General features: G+C 39.4%; 14 protein-coding genes. 3 read left to right on the plus strand and 11 right to left on the minus strand.

Going from position 1 to position 20,813, the window contains the following annotated elements; translation table 11 throughout:
* Positions 1-5 precede the first annotated feature (5 nt).
* Positions 6-683: a response regulator transcription factor gene (locus tag LBQ60_10230; protein MDR2038285.1), complete on the minus strand. Its 678-nt coding sequence runs from the start codon at positions 681-683 to the stop codon at positions 6-8.
* A 40-nt stretch (positions 684-723) separates the two neighbouring features.
* Positions 724-2,331 carry a HAMP domain-containing histidine kinase gene (locus LBQ60_10235; GenBank protein MDR2038286.1) on the minus strand — a complete coding sequence of 536 codons (1,608 nt, stop codon included), beginning with the start codon at positions 2,329-2,331 and terminating at the stop codon, positions 724-726.
* 218 nt (positions 2,332-2,549) lie between these two features.
* On the opposite strand from LBQ60_10235, the gene LBQ60_10240 reads away from it, so the two are divergent.
* The 3 genes from LBQ60_10240 to pfkA all read left to right on the plus strand — a co-directional run bounded on the left by LBQ60_10240 (position 2,550) and on the right by pfkA (position 6,955).
* Complete coding sequence (locus tag LBQ60_10240) at positions 2,550-4,403, plus strand: type IIA DNA topoisomerase subunit B (GenBank protein MDR2038287.1); 1,854 nt, start codon at positions 2,550-2,552, stop codon at positions 4,401-4,403.
* A 70-nt stretch (positions 4,404-4,473) separates the two neighbouring features.
* Positions 4,474-5,610 carry an adenylyltransferase/cytidyltransferase family protein gene (locus LBQ60_10245; GenBank protein ID MDR2038288.1) on the plus strand — a complete coding sequence of 379 codons (1,137 nt, stop codon included), beginning with the start codon at positions 4,474-4,476 and terminating at the stop codon, positions 5,608-5,610.
* A gap of 352 nt (positions 5,611-5,962) precedes the next feature.
* Positions 5,963-6,955 carry a 6-phosphofructokinase gene (pfkA, locus tag LBQ60_10250; protein ID MDR2038289.1) on the plus strand — a complete coding sequence of 331 codons (993 nt, stop codon included), beginning with the start codon at positions 5,963-5,965 and terminating at the stop codon, positions 6,953-6,955.
* Between the two features lie 55 nt (positions 6,956-7,010).
* Here the strand turns inward: pfkA and LBQ60_10255 are convergent, their stop codons facing one another.
* The 9 genes from LBQ60_10255 to LBQ60_10295 all read right to left on the minus strand — a co-directional run.
* On the minus strand, positions 7,011-7,571 hold the full coding sequence (locus tag LBQ60_10255; protein MDR2038290.1) for an HNH endonuclease: 561 nt from the start codon (positions 7,569-7,571) through the stop codon (positions 7,011-7,013).
* Positions 7,572-7,600: 29 nt separating this feature from the next.
* Positions 7,601-8,662, minus strand: coding sequence for a 4-hydroxythreonine-4-phosphate dehydrogenase PdxA (gene pdxA / locus LBQ60_10260; GenBank protein ID MDR2038291.1), 1,062 nt, complete (start codon positions 8,660-8,662; stop codon positions 7,601-7,603).
* A gap of 41 nt (positions 8,663-8,703) precedes the next feature.
* On the minus strand, positions 8,704-10,134 hold the full coding sequence (locus LBQ60_10265) for a leucyl aminopeptidase family protein (protein MDR2038292.1): 1,431 nt from the start codon (positions 10,132-10,134) through the stop codon (positions 8,704-8,706).
* A 145-nt stretch (positions 10,135-10,279) separates the two neighbouring features.
* Entirely contained in the window at positions 10,280-12,517 is a 2,238-nt protein-coding gene (locus tag LBQ60_10270; protein MDR2038293.1) for a patatin-like phospholipase family protein, read from the minus strand.
* Between the two features lie 190 nt (positions 12,518-12,707).
* On the minus strand, positions 12,708-16,955 hold the full coding sequence (gene glgP, locus LBQ60_10275) for an alpha-glucan family phosphorylase (protein ID MDR2038294.1): 4,248 nt from the start codon (positions 16,953-16,955) through the stop codon (positions 12,708-12,710).
* Positions 16,956-17,235: 280 nt separating this feature from the next.
* Entirely contained in the window at positions 17,236-18,147 is a 912-nt protein-coding gene (queG, locus tag LBQ60_10280; protein MDR2038295.1) for a tRNA epoxyqueuosine(34) reductase QueG, read from the minus strand.
* The gene (gene mazG, locus LBQ60_10285) at positions 18,140-18,919 is read right to left on the minus strand and encodes a nucleoside triphosphate pyrophosphohydrolase (GenBank protein MDR2038296.1); all 780 of its coding nucleotides are present in this window, start codon (positions 18,917-18,919) and stop codon (positions 18,140-18,142) included. Before mazG ends, queG begins: the two co-directional genes overlap by 8 nt.
* Positions 18,920-18,937: 18 nt before the next feature.
* The gene (locus LBQ60_10290; GenBank protein MDR2038297.1) at positions 18,938-19,522 is read right to left on the minus strand and encodes a hypothetical protein; all 585 of its coding nucleotides are present in this window, start codon (positions 19,520-19,522) and stop codon (positions 18,938-18,940) included.
* 136 nt (positions 19,523-19,658) lie between these two features.
* The coding region (locus LBQ60_10295) for a hypothetical protein (GenBank protein MDR2038298.1) at positions 19,659-20,813 on the minus strand (1,155 nt) is incomplete at its 5' end.

A 20,813-nucleotide genomic window follows, 5' to 3' on the forward strand; every position in this document is an offset into this window, starting at 1 on the left:
ACACTTTATATGACCAGCTTAAAACCTTTTCCGTGAACATTCAATATTTCAACGCTTGGTTCGTCTTTAAGATACTTTCGCAATTTGGTGATATATACATCCATGCTTCTGGCGTTGAAATAATTATCATCTTCCCAGATGGTTTTTAAAGCGTAATTCCGCTCCAGTACCTGATTCGCGTTATCACAAAGCAATTTAAGCAATTCCGATTCCTTGGTAGTTAACTTATGGGAAACTTCTCCATGCTGTAATAATTGCTTTTGGATGTCAAAAGTATATTTCCCAAGTGTATATGACTGAGGAGTAAATTGGGCATCAGTTTTTACCCGCCGTAGTATGGCTTCAATCCGGAAAAGTAATTCATCCATATTGAATGGTTTGGTGATATAATCATCCGCACCTATTTTAAAACCTTCAAGAACGTCATCTTTCATTGACCGGGCCGTTAAAAATATAATCGGAACCACCTTATCAATGGTCCTGATTTCCTGGGCTAAAGTAAACCCGTCTTTAACAGGCATCATCACATCCAGGAGGCATAAGTCATAATGACCTTTCCGGAATCCTTCAAATGCCTTTTCCCCATCATCAAACAAATCAGTTTCAAGCATCTTTGCATTAAGGTAATTTTTTAACAATTCACCTAAGTTTTCATCATCTTCAGCCAATAATATTTTTGCCATTATATTTACAAATATTAAAATTTACAAATTTATAAATCAATCAGGAAATTGGTTGTTTACAATACAAGGTAATGATAAAATTGGTCCCTTGCCCGGGTTCACTTTCCACCTGAATCATTCCCTGGTGGCTGTCTATTACATTCTTCACATAAGCCAGCCCCAGCCCAAATCCCTTTACATTATGCACATTTCCGGTCGATACGCGGTAAAACTGGTCAAAGATCCTTTTCTGATCTGCTTTATTGATACCGATGCCTTTATCCTGTATGGATATACAAACTTTTCCGTCAGCGTCATAGGTCGATATGGTAATATCAGGACGCCCTTTACTATATTTAATCGCATTATCCATCAGATTAAACAAAACATTGGTTATGTGCACTTCATCCACTTCAGCAACGGAGTTTACCGCATCCAGATTCTTAGTGACCTTCCCGTTTTTATTTTTTATCTGGATAAGCATGTTCTTGACCACCATATTTACCAACTCGTTCATATCCAATTCCTTAAATTTCAGCATAATTTTCCCGCGGTCGAATATCGCCATCTGTAGAATTTTCTCTACTTGTTGGCTCAGACGTTTACTTTCATCGGCAATTACTGATGAAAGGTGGTCGTAATTTTTTGATTCATTGGGAATACTTCTGTCATTCAGCATTTGTGATGCCAGGGAAATAGTAGATATGGGCGTTTTTAGTTCATGGGTGATGTTATTGACAAAATCGGTACGGATACTGGCTACTTTTTTCTGCCTGATCATCTGGTAAACGGTAGCAGAAAATGCCAAAATAACGATCAATGTAAACATCACAGATGAAAAACTCATGATCCCTATAGACTTAAACAGATAGTTACTTCTCTTGGGAAAATAAAGACTCAGGTAATATGGTTGGGATTCAAACCAATCAAATGGAAAAAGAGTGGTTAAGAATTGTTCATTCCCTTTTTTAGGATTAAAATTCTCCGACTGATAAATTCTATTTTTTGTATCTTTTTCATAAACAGCATATTCAAAGGGTTGGTCTATATCCGACTTTTCCAGTTCCATATGGATGAAATAATCCAATGTTATCCCGTCAATACGATCTTCCAGACGGTAATCCGCCCGTTGTATCCTATTCAATGTCTCTTCGATCACCAATTTGCGCTTCGCCCTACGTTCAGCGGGAGAAGACTGGGGTGACTGTACGATTGTGGATATCGACCCACTGATCTGTGTGCTTGCGGAACCATTTCCAAATTGCTCTTGAATCTGCATAAAGCCATGTTGTACAATGCTGTACGGGCTCCAGTAATCCCTCACTGCATTATTCCAGAACGCATATTTATCTTCTTCAGAAATATTTGGGTATGGTGTTTCAAGTTGCTTTTTTCCGGCAATAATGGAGTCCAGTAAAGCCTTTTGATCCCCCTGAGTTCTCACATTTCTCTGGAAAGGGTATGGCGCATTTAATTCGTGAATTACCTGAACAACGTCGTATGATTGTACATCTTCCGCTATACGGTTAATTGTAGTATTGACCAACTGTGCGAATTGCTGTTCCTTAATCGTATAGGCATTATTGATCCAATATGCCTGAACGGCAATAAGACCTGCCAGTGCAACAGATGCAATAATCACTAATGTATACAATGTGGATTTCTTCATGTCCTGATCACATTTGAATGCAAAAATACAATATCCGGGCCACGAATCCTGCTATTTAACAATCTTTAACTATGTGAACATAACCTCCTTATTAGGGTTTTTTTCCAATATTTTACCTGGTGAATGGCTGCTTATCAACAATAAAAGTGTGGATAACTTCCTTTTAAGGGTAACTTCCTTTTCTTTATCTTTGCACGTTAAAATACACGATTAAAATAATGAGCGCAGATTATCAGGATGACAGTATAAAAACGCTTGAGTGGCAGGAACATATTCGCTTACGCCCGGGGATGTATATCGGTAAATTAGGAGACGGCACATCTCCTGATGATGGGGTTTATATTCTTGTAAAAGAAGTATTGGATAATTCTATTGATGAATACATGATGGGGCATGGAAAACAAATAGAACTAAATATCGATGAGAATAATCATGTATCCATACGTGATTACGGACGGGGAGTGCCCCTGGGAAAAGTCCTGGATGTAGCTTCAAAAATGAATACCGGCGCCAAGTATGACTCAAAAGCATTTAAGAAATCAGTCGGATTGAATGGAGTTGGGATCAAAGCTGTCAATGCATTATCGGGTTGTTTCTCCATTGAATCATTCCGTGATGGTAAATCAAAATCCGTAACTTTTGAAAGAGGACATGTTATATCCAATGATCCGGAAAAAAATACGAATCTGCCTAACGGCACATTGATTCGTTTTATTCCGGATGAAACGGTATTTGGAAGTTATCAGATTTTACCGGAATATCTGGAACGCCTACTGAAGAATTATACTTTCCTTAATTCGGGACTTTCCATTATCTATAATGGTGTCAAATTCATTTCATCCAACGGATTGCTCGATTTGCTGGATGAAAATATGAATACCCCCGGCTTATATCCTCCTATTCACCTCAAAGGAGATGATATTGAAATTGCGATATGCCATGGGGTCCAATATGGTGAAGAATATTACAGCTTTGCCAACGGACAGTTCACTCCACAAGGAGGGACGCATCAGCAAGCATTCCGTGAAGCATATGTAAAAACCATCCGCGAATTTTACAGGAAAGATTTTGATGCTTCCGATATCCGGGCATCCATCATTGCGGCAGTCAGTATCAAGATCGAGGAACCGATGTTCGAATCTCAAACCAAAACAAAGCTTGGTTCCAAAGAGATGGCTCCGGGAGGAGATTTAACAGTAGCCAAATTCATTGGCGATTTCGTAAAGAAAGAACTGGACAATTATCTTCACCGGCACCCCGACACAGCAGATGCAATCCTTCAAAAGATTGTAGAAGCTGAAAAGGAACGGAAAGCAATGTCGGGCATTAAAAAGCTAGCAAAAGAACGGGCAAAAAAAGCCAGTCTCCATAACCGTAAATTACGTGATTGCCGCGTCCATTACAATGATAAAAACGAACGAGCGGAGGATTCTACCCTATTCATTACGGAAGGTGATTCTGCTAGCGGATCCATCACTAAATCACGGGATGTAAATGTACAGGCAGTATTTAGTCTGCGTGGAAAACCGCTCAATACTTTCGGCATGACCAAACGAGTTGTGTATGAGAACGAAGAATTTAACCTGTTACAATCTGCATTAAATATCGAAGAAGACCTGGAAGATTTACGTTACAATAAAGTAGTGATAGCTACTGATGCTGATGTAGACGGGATGCACATACGGCTATTATTGATTACTTTTTTTCTCCAGTTCTTCCCTGACCTGATCCGTAAGGGACATCTGTATATATTGCAAACGCCCTTATTCCGTGTCCGGAATAAAAAAGAAACACATTATTGTTATTCTCCGGAAGAAAAAGAACAAGCATTAAAGAAACTCGGATCTACAGCAGAAATAACCCGTTTTAAGGGACTTGGCGAGATATCCCCGGATGAATTTTCGGGATTTATCGGTGAAAATATCCGGTTAGATACGGTTCGTTTAAGTAAAAATGACCTGGTCCAGGAATTGCTTACGTTTTACATGGGTAAAAATACTCCTGACCGTCAGCATTTCATCATTGATAACCTCCGTATCGAAGAAGACCTTGTTGAAGAGGAGGTATTGTAGCGAAACTTTTGTTCATTATTTTTCGTATAAAACGGATGGGTTTTATTTTTATCGAATTTAAACTGATTTAATGAAAAAAGTATTTGTTAGTGGTTGTTTTGATATGCTGCACAGTGGTCATGTGGCTTTTTTTGAAGAAGCTGCCACACATGGAGATTTATACGTGGGTATAGGTTCAGATAGTACTATTTCAGGACTGAAAGGCCGTAAAACCATCAATCCTGAACAGGAACGGTTGTATATGATCAAGGCGTTAAAAGTAGTTGCGGATGCCTGGGTCAATTCCGGAAGCGGTATTCTTGATTTTGTGGATGATATGAGACAACTCAAGCCGGATATTTTTTTCGTTAATGAAGATGGGCACACTCCGGAAAAAGAAAAAATCTGTAAAGAATTAAAGATCGAATACATCATCAGTAAACGTATTCCACACGAAAAACTGCCCATACGTTCCACTACGGCTCTCCGTAAAGAATGCCTGATTCCATACCGTATTGACTTAGCCGGAGGATGGATGGATCAACCTTATGTGTCGAAGTATTATCCAGGATCTGTATTGACCATCAATATTGAACCTGACTATGAATTTAATGACCGGAGCGGGATGTCCACCAGTACCAGGAATAAAGCCATTGAAATGTGGCAAACCGATATTCCGACCGGGGATCCTGAAAAATTAGCCAAGACACTGTTTTGTTTCGAAAATCCTCCCGGGACAAAGGTGATTAGCGGATCACAGGATTCTTTAGGAATTGTATTGCCCGGACTCAACAAATTGGATTATGACGACAATTACTGGCCTTTTCAAATTACTTCTATTCATGACGAAGATATATTGAGTTGGATAGAAGACCATTTGTACCTGGTTGCCCTATCTCCAAGGGGAAATACATATAACGTATTGGATAAGACCAATATTACCCGTGAAAATGTGAGGATTTTATCAGAAGCAACCGATGACTGCTGGAATGGAATCCTTCAAAAAGATATCAGGAGATTCGGGAATGCTTTCCGGCGCTCATTTGAAGCACAGATAGCTATGTTTCCTAATATGGTGGATGAAAACATCCTGCAGGATCTCGAGGAATATAAAAAAGACGCCCTGGGATGGAAATTATCCGGAGCCGGTGGTGGAGGTTATTTTGTTTTTGTCGCTGAACATCCGGAAAATACTAAAGGAATAAAAATCCGCATCCGGAGAAAATAAGCATTTGGTGTTATTTATTGTCTTCTTATGTCTCATTGATCAAGCTGATTATCTTTATTAAAGATGATATTCATTGTTAGTATAACTTAAATTTATTTATTCTCTTCTTGCATAATACAGGAAATCAGTCCGGTTGATATGCAATACGGTATTGATGTATATATCAGACAGGGTTTTAATTGTGGTTATTCATGTTAATAACAATTGCTTCCTTGATCTATTCATCAATAGTAAAATGCTACTTTTATATTAAATCTATCTTTTTTTAATAAAGAATCCATTATATCATAAAAATTGGCATAAATTTGGCAGAGTAGACTTTAAAACATAGATCAAACAGAAAAACTAGTATATGGGCAAAATAAAACGTATTGGAGTATTGACATCAGGGGGTGATGCTCCCGGAATGAATGCCGCAATCCGCGCCGTCACACGGGCGGGAATCAATAACGATCTGGAAGTTTTCGGGATCAGAAGAGGTTATGAAGGGATGATTGACGGAGATATCTTCCAAATGAATTCAGAAAGCGTAAGTGGAATTATCCAGACGGGAGGAACTTTTCTCCTGACTGCCAGGAGTAAGCGTTTCCGTGAACCGGAAGGACGTTTAGCCGCTTATGAGCAATTGAAGAAATTCGATATCGATGCAGTTGTTGTTATCGGTGGTGACGGGTCTTTTACCGGAGCCAATGTCATGTCTAATGAATTTGATATTACATTTATCGGTATTCCGGGAACCATAGATAATGACTTGTATGGCACCGATTATACCATTGGTTACGATACGGCTTTAAATACTGTAGTAGAAGCGGTCGATAAGATACGGGACACAGCCAGTTCCCATAACCGCATTTTCTTCGTTGAAGTAATGGGTCGTGAAGCTGGTTTTGTCGCTATTAATAGTGGAATTGCTTCGGGTGCAGAAATTATCATGATCCCTGAAGAAAAGAATCAAATTGATAAAGCCCGCAAATTTTTAGCCGAACGTGCCCGTAAAAATAAATCAAGCATCATCCTTGTGGCAGAAGGCCTTGAAGAAGGGAGTACTATGGAAATAGCGGCAATTCTGGAACCGGAATTTCCTCAATTTGATATGCGGGTTTCTATTCTGGGGCATATACAAAGAGGTGGTTCGCCAAGCGCCAAAGACAGGGTAATTTCCAGCAGGATGGGAGCTGCTGCTGTTGACGCATTATTGGACAATCAAAAAAACCTGATGGTTGGTGTGGTGAATGATGAAATTGTTCAGGTACCATTAAGTAAAACCATCAAACTCCATAAAGCCATTGACGAAAACCTGATCAATCTTGCTGAAAACATTTCTACTTTCGGTCCTCCGAAATGATCTTATGATATTTCAAAAAAAATGAGATGCAGTGCATCTCATTTTTTTTGAAATATTATTCTTCTACATGGCTCCAGTTCTCCCCGGATTTGATCCTGTATAATTGCATTTCACTGATCCCATATCTTTTGGCAATTTGCTTGTATGTCCGTTTCCGGTTAGGATCGTTGATTGCATTCTTCAATCGTTTCACCTGCTTATCTGTCAATTTAGGCCCTCTTGTCCGCTTTGTATGATGCTTCCTGGCATACTGTACCCTGGGATTAAAGTTCTGATGCTGTAACATTTCTTCCCGTGTAACCCACTGTAAATTTTTTACAGAATTATTTTCTTTATCAAAATCGAAATGAATCACATATTTCTGATTGGAAGCGGGCTCCGGCAGAAAATAATGAGCTACCAGCTTATGGATACAACGACTGTATTTAACTCTCTGTCCAAGGCTCAATACCGGATAACCTTCAATAAGTCCATACTTCAGTAATTTTCCGTCTTCGATCTCATCAGTATAACTGACAACGCGGCCATAATTTGAAATCGCATATTTTTTCCGGTGAAATTTACCGTCATCAATGGTTTCTATTTCTTTCCATTCTTCATTCCAAAAACTTTTCATCGATGTTGTATTTAGTGAGAAAGAGGATATCAGCTATCCCCATCATGACGTACATCTACATCTTTCATCGCATGTGCCTTGAGACCGTTGTACTCTGTTCTATTCCTTGTGATATCGCAGGCCAGATAAAATGCCTGACGAAAAGAGTCAGGTGATGCGATATCCTTCCCAACAAGATCATAAGCTGTCCCGTGAGCCGGCGAAGTCCGTACAATAGGCAAGCCGGCGGTATAATTCACTCCATTTTCAAAACACAGGGTTTTGAATGCCGTCATACCCTGATCATGATACATAGCTAATACCACATCAAACTTACGGTAATTATTTGAGCCAAAAAAGCCATCGGAAGGATAAGGGCCGAAAGCCAGTAATCCCTCATTTTTAGCCTGCTCGATAGCGGGAATAATAACAGATTGTTCTTCATTCCCGATCACCCCATTATCCCCTGCATGGGGATTCAATGAGAGAACCGCCATACGTGGTTTATTGACATTAAAATCTTCTATCATAGTTTTATTCAGCACATGTAACACACTGACAATTTTATCCTGTGTGACCAGCCGGGGAACTTCAGATAGAGGAACATGTCCCGTTAACATTCCCAGCCTTAACGATTCACTCACCATCAGCATCAATGCTTCCCCGCCAAATTCCGATTGAAGGTATTCCGTATGACCCGGAAAATGAAATTTTTCCGACTGGATGTTATATTTATTAATGGGCGCTGTTACTAATGCATCTAACCAACCGTTTTTTAATTCAGTAACAGCGGATTGTAAACTCAATAAAGATGCTTCTCCTCCCTGTTCCGTCGATTTACCTATTTCAACACGAACTTCATCATCCAGACAATTTACTACATTTATCCTTTCCTCCTGGGCCTCTTCGGCTGAACGAACCGAGAAGGTATTAAAATTATTTAGATTAAGTGCCTTCCGGTAATAAGCAATTACTTTTGGAGAACTGTATAACACGGGAGTGCATAATTCCAGTATCCTGGAATCACTTAAAGTTTTAAGAATTACTTCACATCCAATCCCGTTTATATCTCCATGGGTAATTCCAATACGTAATCTTTTCCTGTCTTTCATATTTTTTTATATTTTCGACTGCAAGTTTTCTTAATGTTGGTTTACAGCTTCCTCAGAAATTCGAACAACAACCTGACTCCGATTCCCGTTCCTCCTTTAGTACGGTATGCGTCCGTCGTTTTTATATAAGCAGGACCCGCAATGTCCAAATGAATATACGGATAGTCGGTAAAAAATTCTAAAAACTTTCCGGCAGTAATGGCTCCTGCATATTCGCCTCCTATATTTTTTAAATCTGCAATATCCGATTTAATGAATTCTACATATTCATCCCAAAATGGAAATTCGGCAATTCTTTCAAAGACACTCTCACCACACTCTTTAAGTTTTTCCATTGTTTCGCGGGATGCATTACCCATCCCGACCATTGCCTGTTCGCCAATTGCACGATGAGCTGCTCCGGTCAGTGTTGCCATATCAATTACCAACTCCGGATTATATTTTTTGGCGTAGGACAATGCATCTGCCAGGATCAGCCGGCCTTCTGCATCCGTATTCATCACTTCCACCGTTGTTCCATCATACATTGTAATAATATCTCCGGGAGCATATGCCGAAGCACTGATACGGTTATCAGTAGATGGTACCAATCCTATCACATACACCGGGAGATTTGACCTGGCAACCGCATAAAGCGTAGCTGCAACAGCGGCTCCGCCCGACATATCACATTTCATATAATCCATACTGTTGGTCGTAGGTTTCAGGCTAAGGCCCCCCGTATCATAAACCAACCCCTTACCTACCAGGACAACAGGTTGTTTGTTGTGTGCATTTTCAGGTTTCCACTCAATAATAGAAAATGTCGGTTCCTCCACACTTCCTTTATTGACAGAAAGGATTCCACCCATTTTCAACTTTTCGATCTCAGATTTATCCAACACCTGTACCTTTAATCCCGAACCGTCGGCCATCGATTTGATTTCATGTGCAAGTTGTACGGAATTCAGGATATTTGCCGGTTCATTGATCAAGTCGCGGGTTTTATAGACTGAAAAAAGGATATTATTCAATATATCTACCTCGTCCTGTTTGATTGAATCACCAACAACAAAGACTTCACTCAAAGAATATTGCTTCTCTTCTTTTTTCTTAACATATTTCAGGAACTGATAATTGGTCAAAACCAAACCCTCTACAAAAGCATAGGCCATTTTATCATTATTGACCGTATCAACAACGGTAATGGACCTAATATTTTGCTGGCATATCCATCCGTGAATTTTTGATGCCCCCCGCCGCATATTTTCTTTTTCTTTATTAAGGGCGGTTTTTTCATCCATTATTTGAATAAAAATCCAGTATCCGTTTTTATTAATAGCTACCTGTTTTGCCTTATTAGCTATCTGTTGACGCACATAAGCATCCTCTTCTTCATTAAGTCCATATCGGATGAATGGACATGTCGGATCCGATAGCAGGATAATGTTGTTGTTTTGGGGTGTATCCTTATGTATGGTTAGTTGAATCATGATATCATTATTTATCTATTATTGTCTTCCAATAAATATCTTCTTTTTGCAAAGATAAAAAAAGGTAATTATCTACTATGATGAATCCCGAATAATTCTTCAATCAGGCATTAAAAATCAAAGGCCGCTAACGTTAGAAAATAAATCAGAACCAAAATCCAACATGAAATGCACCCAAAAGTGAATTAGTAACATTGGATGAACTAAGCGTCAGTCCCAACGGTCCCACTACGCTATTGTACTGGGCAGAAATCCCATATCCAATCATTAAATCTTTGGGAGTAAACAATTCAATAAAATCATCGTCAATTTTTCCAAGGCTGGTCCGAAAAGTAAAATAAATATTACTCCATAATCGTACCTGATTATTGAAATGTACTGTTATCCCGTTTTTAGCGCTTTTTTGCATGAAGTGTAATCCGGGAAAACGTATTTCACTTCGCCTCAACTGGTCCGGAAGCCCTCCCAGATAGACCTGATACTGGGGTGGAATATCATCTCCAAAAACAGATGCGGCATTCAATCCTGAATATATCGTCCATCTTCTTGTCGGAGCACTTGCAAAATTTGACCGGAATATCATTCCGATGAGTACTTCCGAATAACGGGCATTTTTCGACATTCCTTTATGATAATTCCCTTCCAGCCGGAAAAAACCTCCTTCTGTCGGGAAATAATCCATATTATATGTATCCTGCTCATAGTATAATTGATAAGACAAATACATATAATTAGATTTTGCAGTGACCCGGTCGTCCACAAGTTTTGATTTGATCATTGTGTAATCACCGATAAGCCCAACTCCTACCATACTGTTGACTGAAGGAGTTATCTGCATTTTTAAGGAAGCGACCAGATGTGAAAAATCGAATATCCCGATACGGTTATTTCCGGAATATTCGGATGCTTCAAACTTATAACCATCAATCTGGAACGACCAATCAGGTGATAATGACGATTTAAAAACAGATTTTCCATAAGGCCTGACACCCGGACTTTGAAAATAGGCTAATTTAAATGATGGGTTTTCTCCGATTGAAACATCTGCCAAGGCCCTTGAATTATTCAGCAAAATATTTTGAAATGACAAATTCAACATCAAGGCTGCTTTATATTCTTTATCATAATGCAATCCAACCCTGAAAAGGTTGGTACTACGTTCAATAATATCGAATACCAATTCTACCGATTCATCATCTTCATTTGAAGGAAGAACATTGTATACCACCGACTCGAATGCTTGTGTCCCTCTAAGTCGGTCAGCTGCTTCATCTAATTCGGAAAATGTCATTTCAGCAGGGAACTCCAATTCGGATTTTTTCAATATAAATTGTTCTGAAGTATGTTCCAGACCGTTTATTCTAATGCTCTTTACATAAAAATTTTCCAATGGTTGCGGACAATCACGGGAATTTTCGAGTGGTCTTCTTGGATCAAGCTGATTCAAAGAATCAGCCAATGCTTTCAAAGTCCCGTAATGTTTTCTCGCAGCCCTTTCCCCTCTCACGATTAAACTGTCTGCAGCACTGAAGCTACCTGCCCCGTATTCCGGGATGTCCGGTACTATCAATATTTTACACAACTTTTTATTGGCTTCCTTCAATGGTACCGAAGCCATAAAAACAACCTGCTCCATGATCAGGTAAATATTATTCAACTCATCACCCTGTACCTGAGTTGTTACATCAATCCCGATAAGGATATCAATTCCCTTTTCTTTTATTTTATCGGCAGGAAAATTATTGACAAGTCCTCCATCAAAAAGCATCTTCCCATCAAGTGGTTCAGGAGTAAATACGGATGGGATAGCCATACTGGCACGCATCGCCTTGGATAACTGTCCATGTTCCAGGACAACTTCTTCTCCCGTTCCGATATCTGTGGCAATACATAAAAACGGAATCGGGAATTTACTAAAATCAAATTGATCATAAGCCGGACTAGCTAATTCAGTAAACAGATTTGATACATTCTGCCCGGACAAAATACCCATAGGAAGATTTATTTTACGCCCTGTGATAGGAAAATGCAACCAATACCTTTTGCGTTCTCCTTTTTCATAAATGACCACATTCCTACGAGGAATTTTATCAGTAAGTAAAGCATTCCAATCCTTCTCCAGTATATATTTTTCCAGTTGGTTTGCCGAATAACCTATCGAATATAATCCACCAACAATACTCCCCATACTTGTCCCTCCGATATAATCAATCGGCAGGCCTGTCTCTTCAATTACTTTCAGGACACCAACATGTGCAATACCTTTTGCACCTCCCCCACTCAATATAAGACCCACCCGGGGCCGGCGCAACTGTGTTGTATCATTGGCAGTCCCGTCAATCCATGAAAGGCTTAACAAAAATAATATGAAAAAATGCTTCACATTCATGGGAGAAAAACATAATGCTGGTTACGATTGTTAGTATGTCAAATAAAACATCGTTCTTAATTATATTGTTATAAAAATATGATTCTGCGTTTTAATTTTATAGAGTAATTGAAATTACTTCAAACACTGGAATCTCCGCAAAAATAAAAAGCTTTACGGAAATCCCAATGCCTGAAGCATTATTTTAAATCCACTTAACGAGGTTGAAATCCTGCCGATGCGGCAATGCGGGATTTTTAGGAAACATCCTTATCCCAAAATCAAAAGCACCGGTTTTGAAAGGCAATAGTGAAACTTCATAGATGGCTGTGCGACCGCTGACTCCGGCAAGCTCAAATTCTTTATGATCATATAGTTTTGTTTGTCCTGTTTCAGAAATCATTTCTACGATCAAAAACTCTATTCCAATATCTTCAGGATCCAATTCATTAAGGTCAATGGCAACTTCACACTTATATTCCTGCCCTACAATAATTTGCTCTTTCAACACATCCGGTGTTTTTATGGAAAGAACTTCAATACTTTCCCAACTACGGAATACTTTTTTCTTCCAGGAAGATAATTCTTTCGCCATTTCATAGTCATTCTTTACCATATCACATCTCCGCTTATAGAGAGGTGTATAATAGCGGTTTACATAGTCCGTGAACATACGGGTTGTTGTAAAATTAGAAGCGACTTTTGCAATTGAATTTTTAATAAAATGTACCCATCCCGTAGGAACATCATCCGCATCCCGGAAATAATATAACGGGGCTATTTCATTTTCAATCAATGCATAAATGGTCTCAGCATCCAATTCATCCTGAGCATTGTTATCTTCATACATTGCTTCTTCGGGAAGCATCCATCCGGCATCTTTTACATATCCTTCTGCCCACCATCCGTCAAGTACACTAAAATGCAACACACCGTTCATTACCGCTTTCTCTCCGCTCGTTCCCGAAGCTTCTAAGGGACGGGTGGGGGTATTCAACCATACATCAACACCTGAGACCATATGGCTGGCCAGTTCCATGTCATAATTCTGGAGAAAAACAATCTTACCCAGAAATTCCGGACGCTTGGACATCTCAACAATCATTTTGATCAGGTCTTGCCCCGCTTTATCGGCAGGGTGTGCTTTACCCGCAAATAAAAACTGTACAGGCATTTCCGGGTTATTGACAATCTTAGATAACCGTTCAAGGTTACGGAAAAGCAGATGTGCCCTTTTATATGTAGCAAACCTACGGGCAAACCCAATGGTCAGGATATTTTTGTTAAACCGTTCTGCGACATCAACAAAATATTTGGGATTCTGATAAGCTTTGATCACGGAATTACGTAAACGGTCTTTCATATAATCGACCATATTCTTCCGTTGAGAGTTACGTAATTGCCAGATCTCTTTATCAGGGACTTCATAGATTTTATCCCAGCGGTCAGTTTCCAACTGATGATTGATAAAATCAGCCCCAAAATATTTTTCATACAACCGCTTCCATTCTACTGATGTCCAGGTAGGAAAGTGTACTCCATTGGTTACATATCCGACATTCAATTCTTCTGAAAGGTAACCCGGCCACATCGGAGCAAATATTTCCTGGCTTACTTTTCCATGCAACTTACTTACTCCGTTTATCTCTTGTGATAGGTTAGCAGCCAGATAACTCATTGAAAAACGCTCATTAGGATCGGAAGCATTCAGTTTTCCCAATCCCATGAATTGTTGCCATGATATCTTCAACTTATCCGGATAATGGGAAATATACATACGCAGCATTCCTTCGGTAAATGAGTCATGCCCAGCGGGAACGGGTGTATGCGTGGTAAACAATGATGAAGAACGGACAATTTCAAGTGCCTCCGCAAAAGTGAGTTTCTTTTGGTGAATGTACTCAAACAAACGTTCCACCCCGATAAATGCGGCATGTCCTTCATTGCAATGATACACATCTGCTTTGATCCCCATGGTACGTAATGCACGTATACCACCTATCCCCAGTAATATTTCCTGTTTGAACCGGTTTTCTTCCCCACCGCCGTATAAATGATGCGTGATGGAGCGATCCTGTTCTATATTGTCCTCGAAATCAGTATCCAAAAGGTATAAATCAACACGTCCCACCTGTACTTTCCAGATGCGGGCATATAGCGTCCTGCCAGGAAATACAATGCTGATAGTCACCCAATTACCATTTTCATCGCGGATAGGAATGGCCGGGATCTTGGTAAAATCCTGGGAATCATGGAATGCCATCTGCTCTCCCTGGGAAGAGATCACCTGTTGGAAATAACCATAACGGTATATTAATCCGACGGCTACCATATTTGCATTCAGATCACTGGCTTCCTTTAAATAGTCTCCGGCGAGAATTCCCAAACCTCCTGAATAGATCTTTAAGGAAGAGTGTAACCCATATTCCATACTGAAATAAGCAATCTTGGGATCCTGACGCGACTCTTTCGCTTTCATATACTCTTCAAACCGGCTATGTACGCGATCAAGGTTTGACATGAAATCCGGATTCTTCTCCAGTGCTTTCATCTTGTTATAAGGAATCAATTCCAGAAAAACAACCGGGTTCTTCTGGCTTTCTTCCCAGGCAACAGTATCAATTGATTTGAAGAGTTCTTCAGCATCATCATTCCAACACCACCATAAGTTATTGGCCAGTTCTTCCAAAGGTTTCAACTTATCCGGGATGTTCTTGTTGATCAACATCCGTTTCCATTTTGGCGTATATGCTGCATGAAATTTATCTACCTGTGGAATGTCCTCGATCAATTCTTTGTTAGGCGAATACTGAATAACTATTTCCTGGACATCACGCAAAGCTACATCAAATGCCTCCTTGTAATATATGATAAAATTCGACCACAATGCTATCCGCGAAGCATTGAATGCATCCTCTCTTTTTTTCTTTTCGCCGTTTTCATCCAATCGTGAAATTGCCAGTATGGTCTCCGATACATTCGAAACGACTTCGGAATCATTATAATCGTCCCGTTTGATTACATGAACAGCATCATTCCCGGTGGCATTATTATCTTTTACCCATAATCCAAATCCGGCCAATGTAGTGGTCACGGTCGGTACATGGAAAGCAACACTTTCAAGCGGAGTATATCCCCAAGGCTCATAATAGGAAGGGAATACAGACAAATCCAATCCTATCAATAACTGGTAATAAGTCAGGTTGAAAATACCGTCGCTACCATTCAGATAACAAGGGACAAAAATTACTTTTATCTTATCATCAATGGCATTTGATATACCGGCATTATTGATCTCTTTCAAAATGGGATCGGTTTCCGGATCATGTAAATTGTGGGATAGGATCTTTCCATCATTGTTTTGCTCTCCGGGATGACTCAATATATTTTGCAGGTCTTTCCTTGGCCCGTAATGATTTGCCGGAATCAACACGAAGGCGATCACTTCCCTTTCCAGCGTATTTTTAGCTTTTAATTCGCCCAATGACTTAATAAATAAGTCAATTCCTTTGTTTTTGAATTCATAGCGACCGCTAATCCCCACGAACATAGGATTATCGCTGATTTTTCCAAACAGAGCTTTTGCGACATCCTTCATTTTATCCCGTGCCGCCTTACGCCCATTTGTATATTCATCATCCTGAGGCACAAATGAATCTTCAAATCCGTTTGGGGTTACCACATCCACATCTTTACTCAAAAAATGAGAGCATTCCTTACCGGTTATTTCACTTACAGTAGTGAAACAATTGGCATGAAAAGCAGCCAGTTTCTCCAAGGAGTGCTTGGATGTTACGTTAAACTCATTGGCCTTCATTTCAGGGTTATAAGAGTCCATCGGTCCGTACAACGGCAACAGGTTTCCTGCAATAGAACGTCCCAATACCGTTGCATGTGTAGTGAAAATAGTAGCCACCTGCGGCATGTTCATACGCAAATAAAGTAACCCCATGCCTGTCATCCACTCATGAAAATGTACTACGACCGTATCCCGGATGGTTAAGTGAAAATGCACAAAACTTTCTATCACTTTTCCGGCAGCATAACCGAAAAGGGCTGCTTCGACATAATCCCATTGCCCGGAAAGCGAATCCAATTTATATGTTTCCCAAAATTTTGCGAAAATTTCATCTTTTTTGGGGGTGAACGACTGAAAATCAACAATCACAGCAATCGGACTACCAGCAATGTTCCATCTTCCTACTTTTATGTGTAATCCTTCTTCTCCGGCTTTGATTTTCCAGGACTTAAACAACTGAGCATCCTCGATAAATTCGGGATTGCTCGATGTATCACGCCATACATCAGGACCGATCAATATATAGTTACTTTTATATTCATTTACCAGGGTCAATGCCTTAGTAGAAATAACGGTATGAATCCCTCCTATTTTATTACAAACTTCCCAACTTGTTTCAAAAATATAATCAGGTTTCAGTAAATTCGTACTCATTATGATATGGTTTTATTAACTAAATTAAGTCTTATTCTGGTTATTTAAGCACTCAGTGCTATTTATTACTTTATTAAGTCACACTTATCAAGTCAATTACGCTCATAAAGCATAACATTAATTGTTTTTATATTACTTATTAACTGCTCAAAAGTATGAAAATTTATAGAGAATAAAAAGATATTAACATACTTTTAAAGGAAATTCTGTATCCTGAGAAAACAGATATACATGACAGTAAATTTAGCATTTGTTTTTCCGTTCCCTGTTTTCAAAAAAATCATTTGTTGTGTCCTAACTGTTTTGCATTTCTTTTTATTGCATGGAATCCGGCTCGCTGTAGCGGGGAGTTTGCGGTAAGTATATCAAATTCTTCTTCAGAAAGATGTTGCCACTCTTCCACTGTTTTATCCAACATCTTCCGGTCGGATTTAAAAACGTTTGTTCCACCCGGTCCGGCTTTTTTATTCCAGGGGCAAACATCCTGGCAAATATCACATCCGAATAAACGTCCGTGTAGTTGTACTTCCGGATCAAATGTCCCTCTGTATTCAATAGTAAGATAAGAAAGACACCGGCGGGCATCGACAATCCGGGGGGCTATAATTGCCTTGACCGGACAGGCATCCATACAACGTGTACATGATCCGCAACGGTCCGCGACAGGGGCATCCGGTTCTATTTCCATGTCGATGAATAATTCGCCCAAAAAAAGGAACGATCCATGTTGAGGATGAATGATCAGCGAATGTTTACCGATCCATCCCAATCCGCTCCGTTCTGCCCATGCATGTTCCAACACAGGCGCAGAATCAGTAAATACACGTCCTGATACATTTCCATATTGCGTTTTTATTACATCCAGCAGTTGGTAAAGCATGTCTTTTACTACCATATGATAATCGGTACCATAGGCATATTTGGCTATTTGTGGTAAACCGGGGTTTTGTTGTTCCTCAGGAAAATAGTTGACAGCTAATGAGATGATCGATTTTGTATTTTCCACCAATAACACAGGATCGACCCTTTTCTCATAATTCCGGGCCATATAATTCATTTCACCATACATTCCTTTCCGGATCCATTCAGACAAGTATGCTGCATGTTTTGTCAATGATCCGACCCGGGAAATACGACAATCAATAAAACCTATTCGCCGTGCTTCATCCTTAATCAGTTGCGAACTATGCAAGATCTTCTTTTTTTGCTTCTTCCCAGATGAGATCCATTTCTTCCAATGTCATTGAAGTTAACGGCCGCCCTGCTTTGATCGTATGTTCTTCTAAATAATTGAACCTCCGGATAAATTTTTTATTGGTCCGTTCTAAGGCTGCCTCAGGATCTATACCATACAAGCGTGCTGCATTCACCAAAGAAAACAGTAAATCCCCGAATTCATTTTCTGTTTTATCAGTGTCCCTGTGTTCTATCTCGAACTGCAATTCGTCCATTTCCTCTTTGACCTTATCCCATACCTGTTCTTTCTGATCCCAATCGAAACCTACCGCCCGGACCTTATCCTGAATACGTAATGCTTTTACCACTGCCGGCAAAGACTTAGGTACACCTGCCAGAATAGATTTATTTCCTTCTTTAAGCTTTAGGTTTTCCCAGTTGGTTTTTACATCTTCATCATCTTTCACAGATATCTCTCCAAAAACATGGGGATGGCGAAATATAAGCTTCTCGCAAAGGCCATCTATCACATCGGTCAGTGTAAATGTATTGCTTTCAGAAGCAATTTTTGCATAAAAGACAATATGTAATAAAATATCCCCCAATTCCTTACGGATATCATCCATATCCTTCTCAAGAATGGCATCCGCTAATTCATAAGTCTCCTCAATGGTCAGGTGCCGTAAGCTTTCCATGGTTTGTTTTTTATCCCACGGACATTTTTCCCTCAATTGATCCATGATATCGATCAATCGCCCAAAGGATTCTTGTGCCGATGCTTTACTCATTACCCTTGGAAATTTCCATTAATCAGGAAAGACGTACACTGTTTTTTTGATCTTCTCTTTTTCATCAATGTCTACCTCAATGGTTTTAGGTATACGCGGCGGACATAGTTTGATGCTCAGGAACAGACCCAGCAAAAAAGAAATGACGACTAAACCCAGTGATATAAATGTAAGTGTATCAATAGGAGATTGATAATAAGCATGCGTAATAATGATCTGAAGTATGGAAACAATAGCACGTGCAGAGATCCAACTGTAACTTTCGATACGATAAAGTCCGGCGCCCAGCAACAACATGATATCAAGCCCGACATTCAGGTAAGAAATAGTAGTTGTTAAAGGATTGATCCATTTTACACGGAAAAGCAGGATCGTATCCAAAACAAGGGCTGCCAGCAATAAAGTGAAAAGAAGGATATTGAACAGATAATATTTTTGCTTCATCACAACAGAAGGGGTTATTTCCAGTTGCTTCACAATCGTTATCTTATCCTTGTATTTTTGAGATAAATCCTCCAGAATCTGTTGCTTAGGCTCTCCTCTACTTATCCGGCTTTTTATCTCTTTTTTTATTTGACTTTTTTCTCCAGAATTTTTATCCATGTGATTTTTCAACTCATTTAGAAATTATTCATGAACCTAAAATATTTTTTTAAAAGAATACAAATGTACTTGATTTTTTTTGTTTTTTTCACAAAAGAAAATACTCCATTTCTCGTTGTGCAAAAAATAGTTGCATCTATTTAACAGGGTAATTATATAAGAAATTATTCTTACTCCCGACAAATAAATTAAAACTGTTGCTTTGTTTACCCAAACGTCCTATTGAAAATGAGGTACTTCCTTTTAAGGGAAAACCCTTATACAATTTATTCTTGTTGTCATATAAATAGATAAGGTTTTTCCCGGGAGCTACAATTCCGACCCTTATATCTTTTGCTGAAAATTCATATATATAGGGACGGATCTCTACAGGATTTTCCGTTTCTATATTCAATATCTGTTTACCATCCTGTTTAAAGGCTTCTACCTTATTGTCATATGCAAAAACAAAATCATCCTGCCTGTCGCCGTCTACATCCTGGAAAATAAAAAAATGGGACGCAGGGAAATTTTTAATGACCTGTTTACGTATTTTACCGTCCGACAAAGACACAAAATGAGGCGTACCTACGGTATCGGCCAACACAAGACTCGCCGGAAATGAATGGAGGGCAATGGTCGTATTTTTTCCTACCGGAAAGTTATATTCAGGGGACACCCTCGCTTTTCCCTGCCGGTCAAGTATATACACACGGTATTTATCTGCAAAAGTTATATAGTCCTTATTTCCTGTACGATAGTGGTATATATCGGTTTGTACCGGATGTTCGCTTTGTTTGAATCCCCACCCGCTGACCATAGCGCCGGTCTTCTCATACGCGTATACTTTCCGGTCTTCGCATGCCACCATTATCCTGTACTTCTTATCGTTATCATAATCAAACAATGCCAGGCTTCCTACAGCAGGAGATTTTAATTTCACCGGATATTTATCAACAAATTTCCCCAGCCGGTCCATTACATAGATATAATTCCTTGTATTAAAAAGCATCTGTAACTTTTTATTCCGGTATATATCTATTTGATACACATTACTGATAATGGGTTCCGGTAATGCCACTTTCCACAAAACACGACCGACGTTATTGATCAGGTATACGTTATTGGCCATATCCTGTACAAAGATTTCCATTTCACCCGTATTATGATTCTGAACCAATTGTGGCTTGAAAGCAATTGCCGTATCCAAAAGGCTTTCCCATGATGTCTGCATACCGGTTGACCCGGCAATGGACTCATCGGATGAATGTTTAAGGAATATATTGTTGTACAGCATCTCTCCGGAACTGCT

This window comes from Bacteroidales bacterium (genome assembly GCA_031275285.1).
GTDB lineage: Bacteria > Bacteroidota > Bacteroidia > Bacteroidales > UBA4181 > JAIRLS01.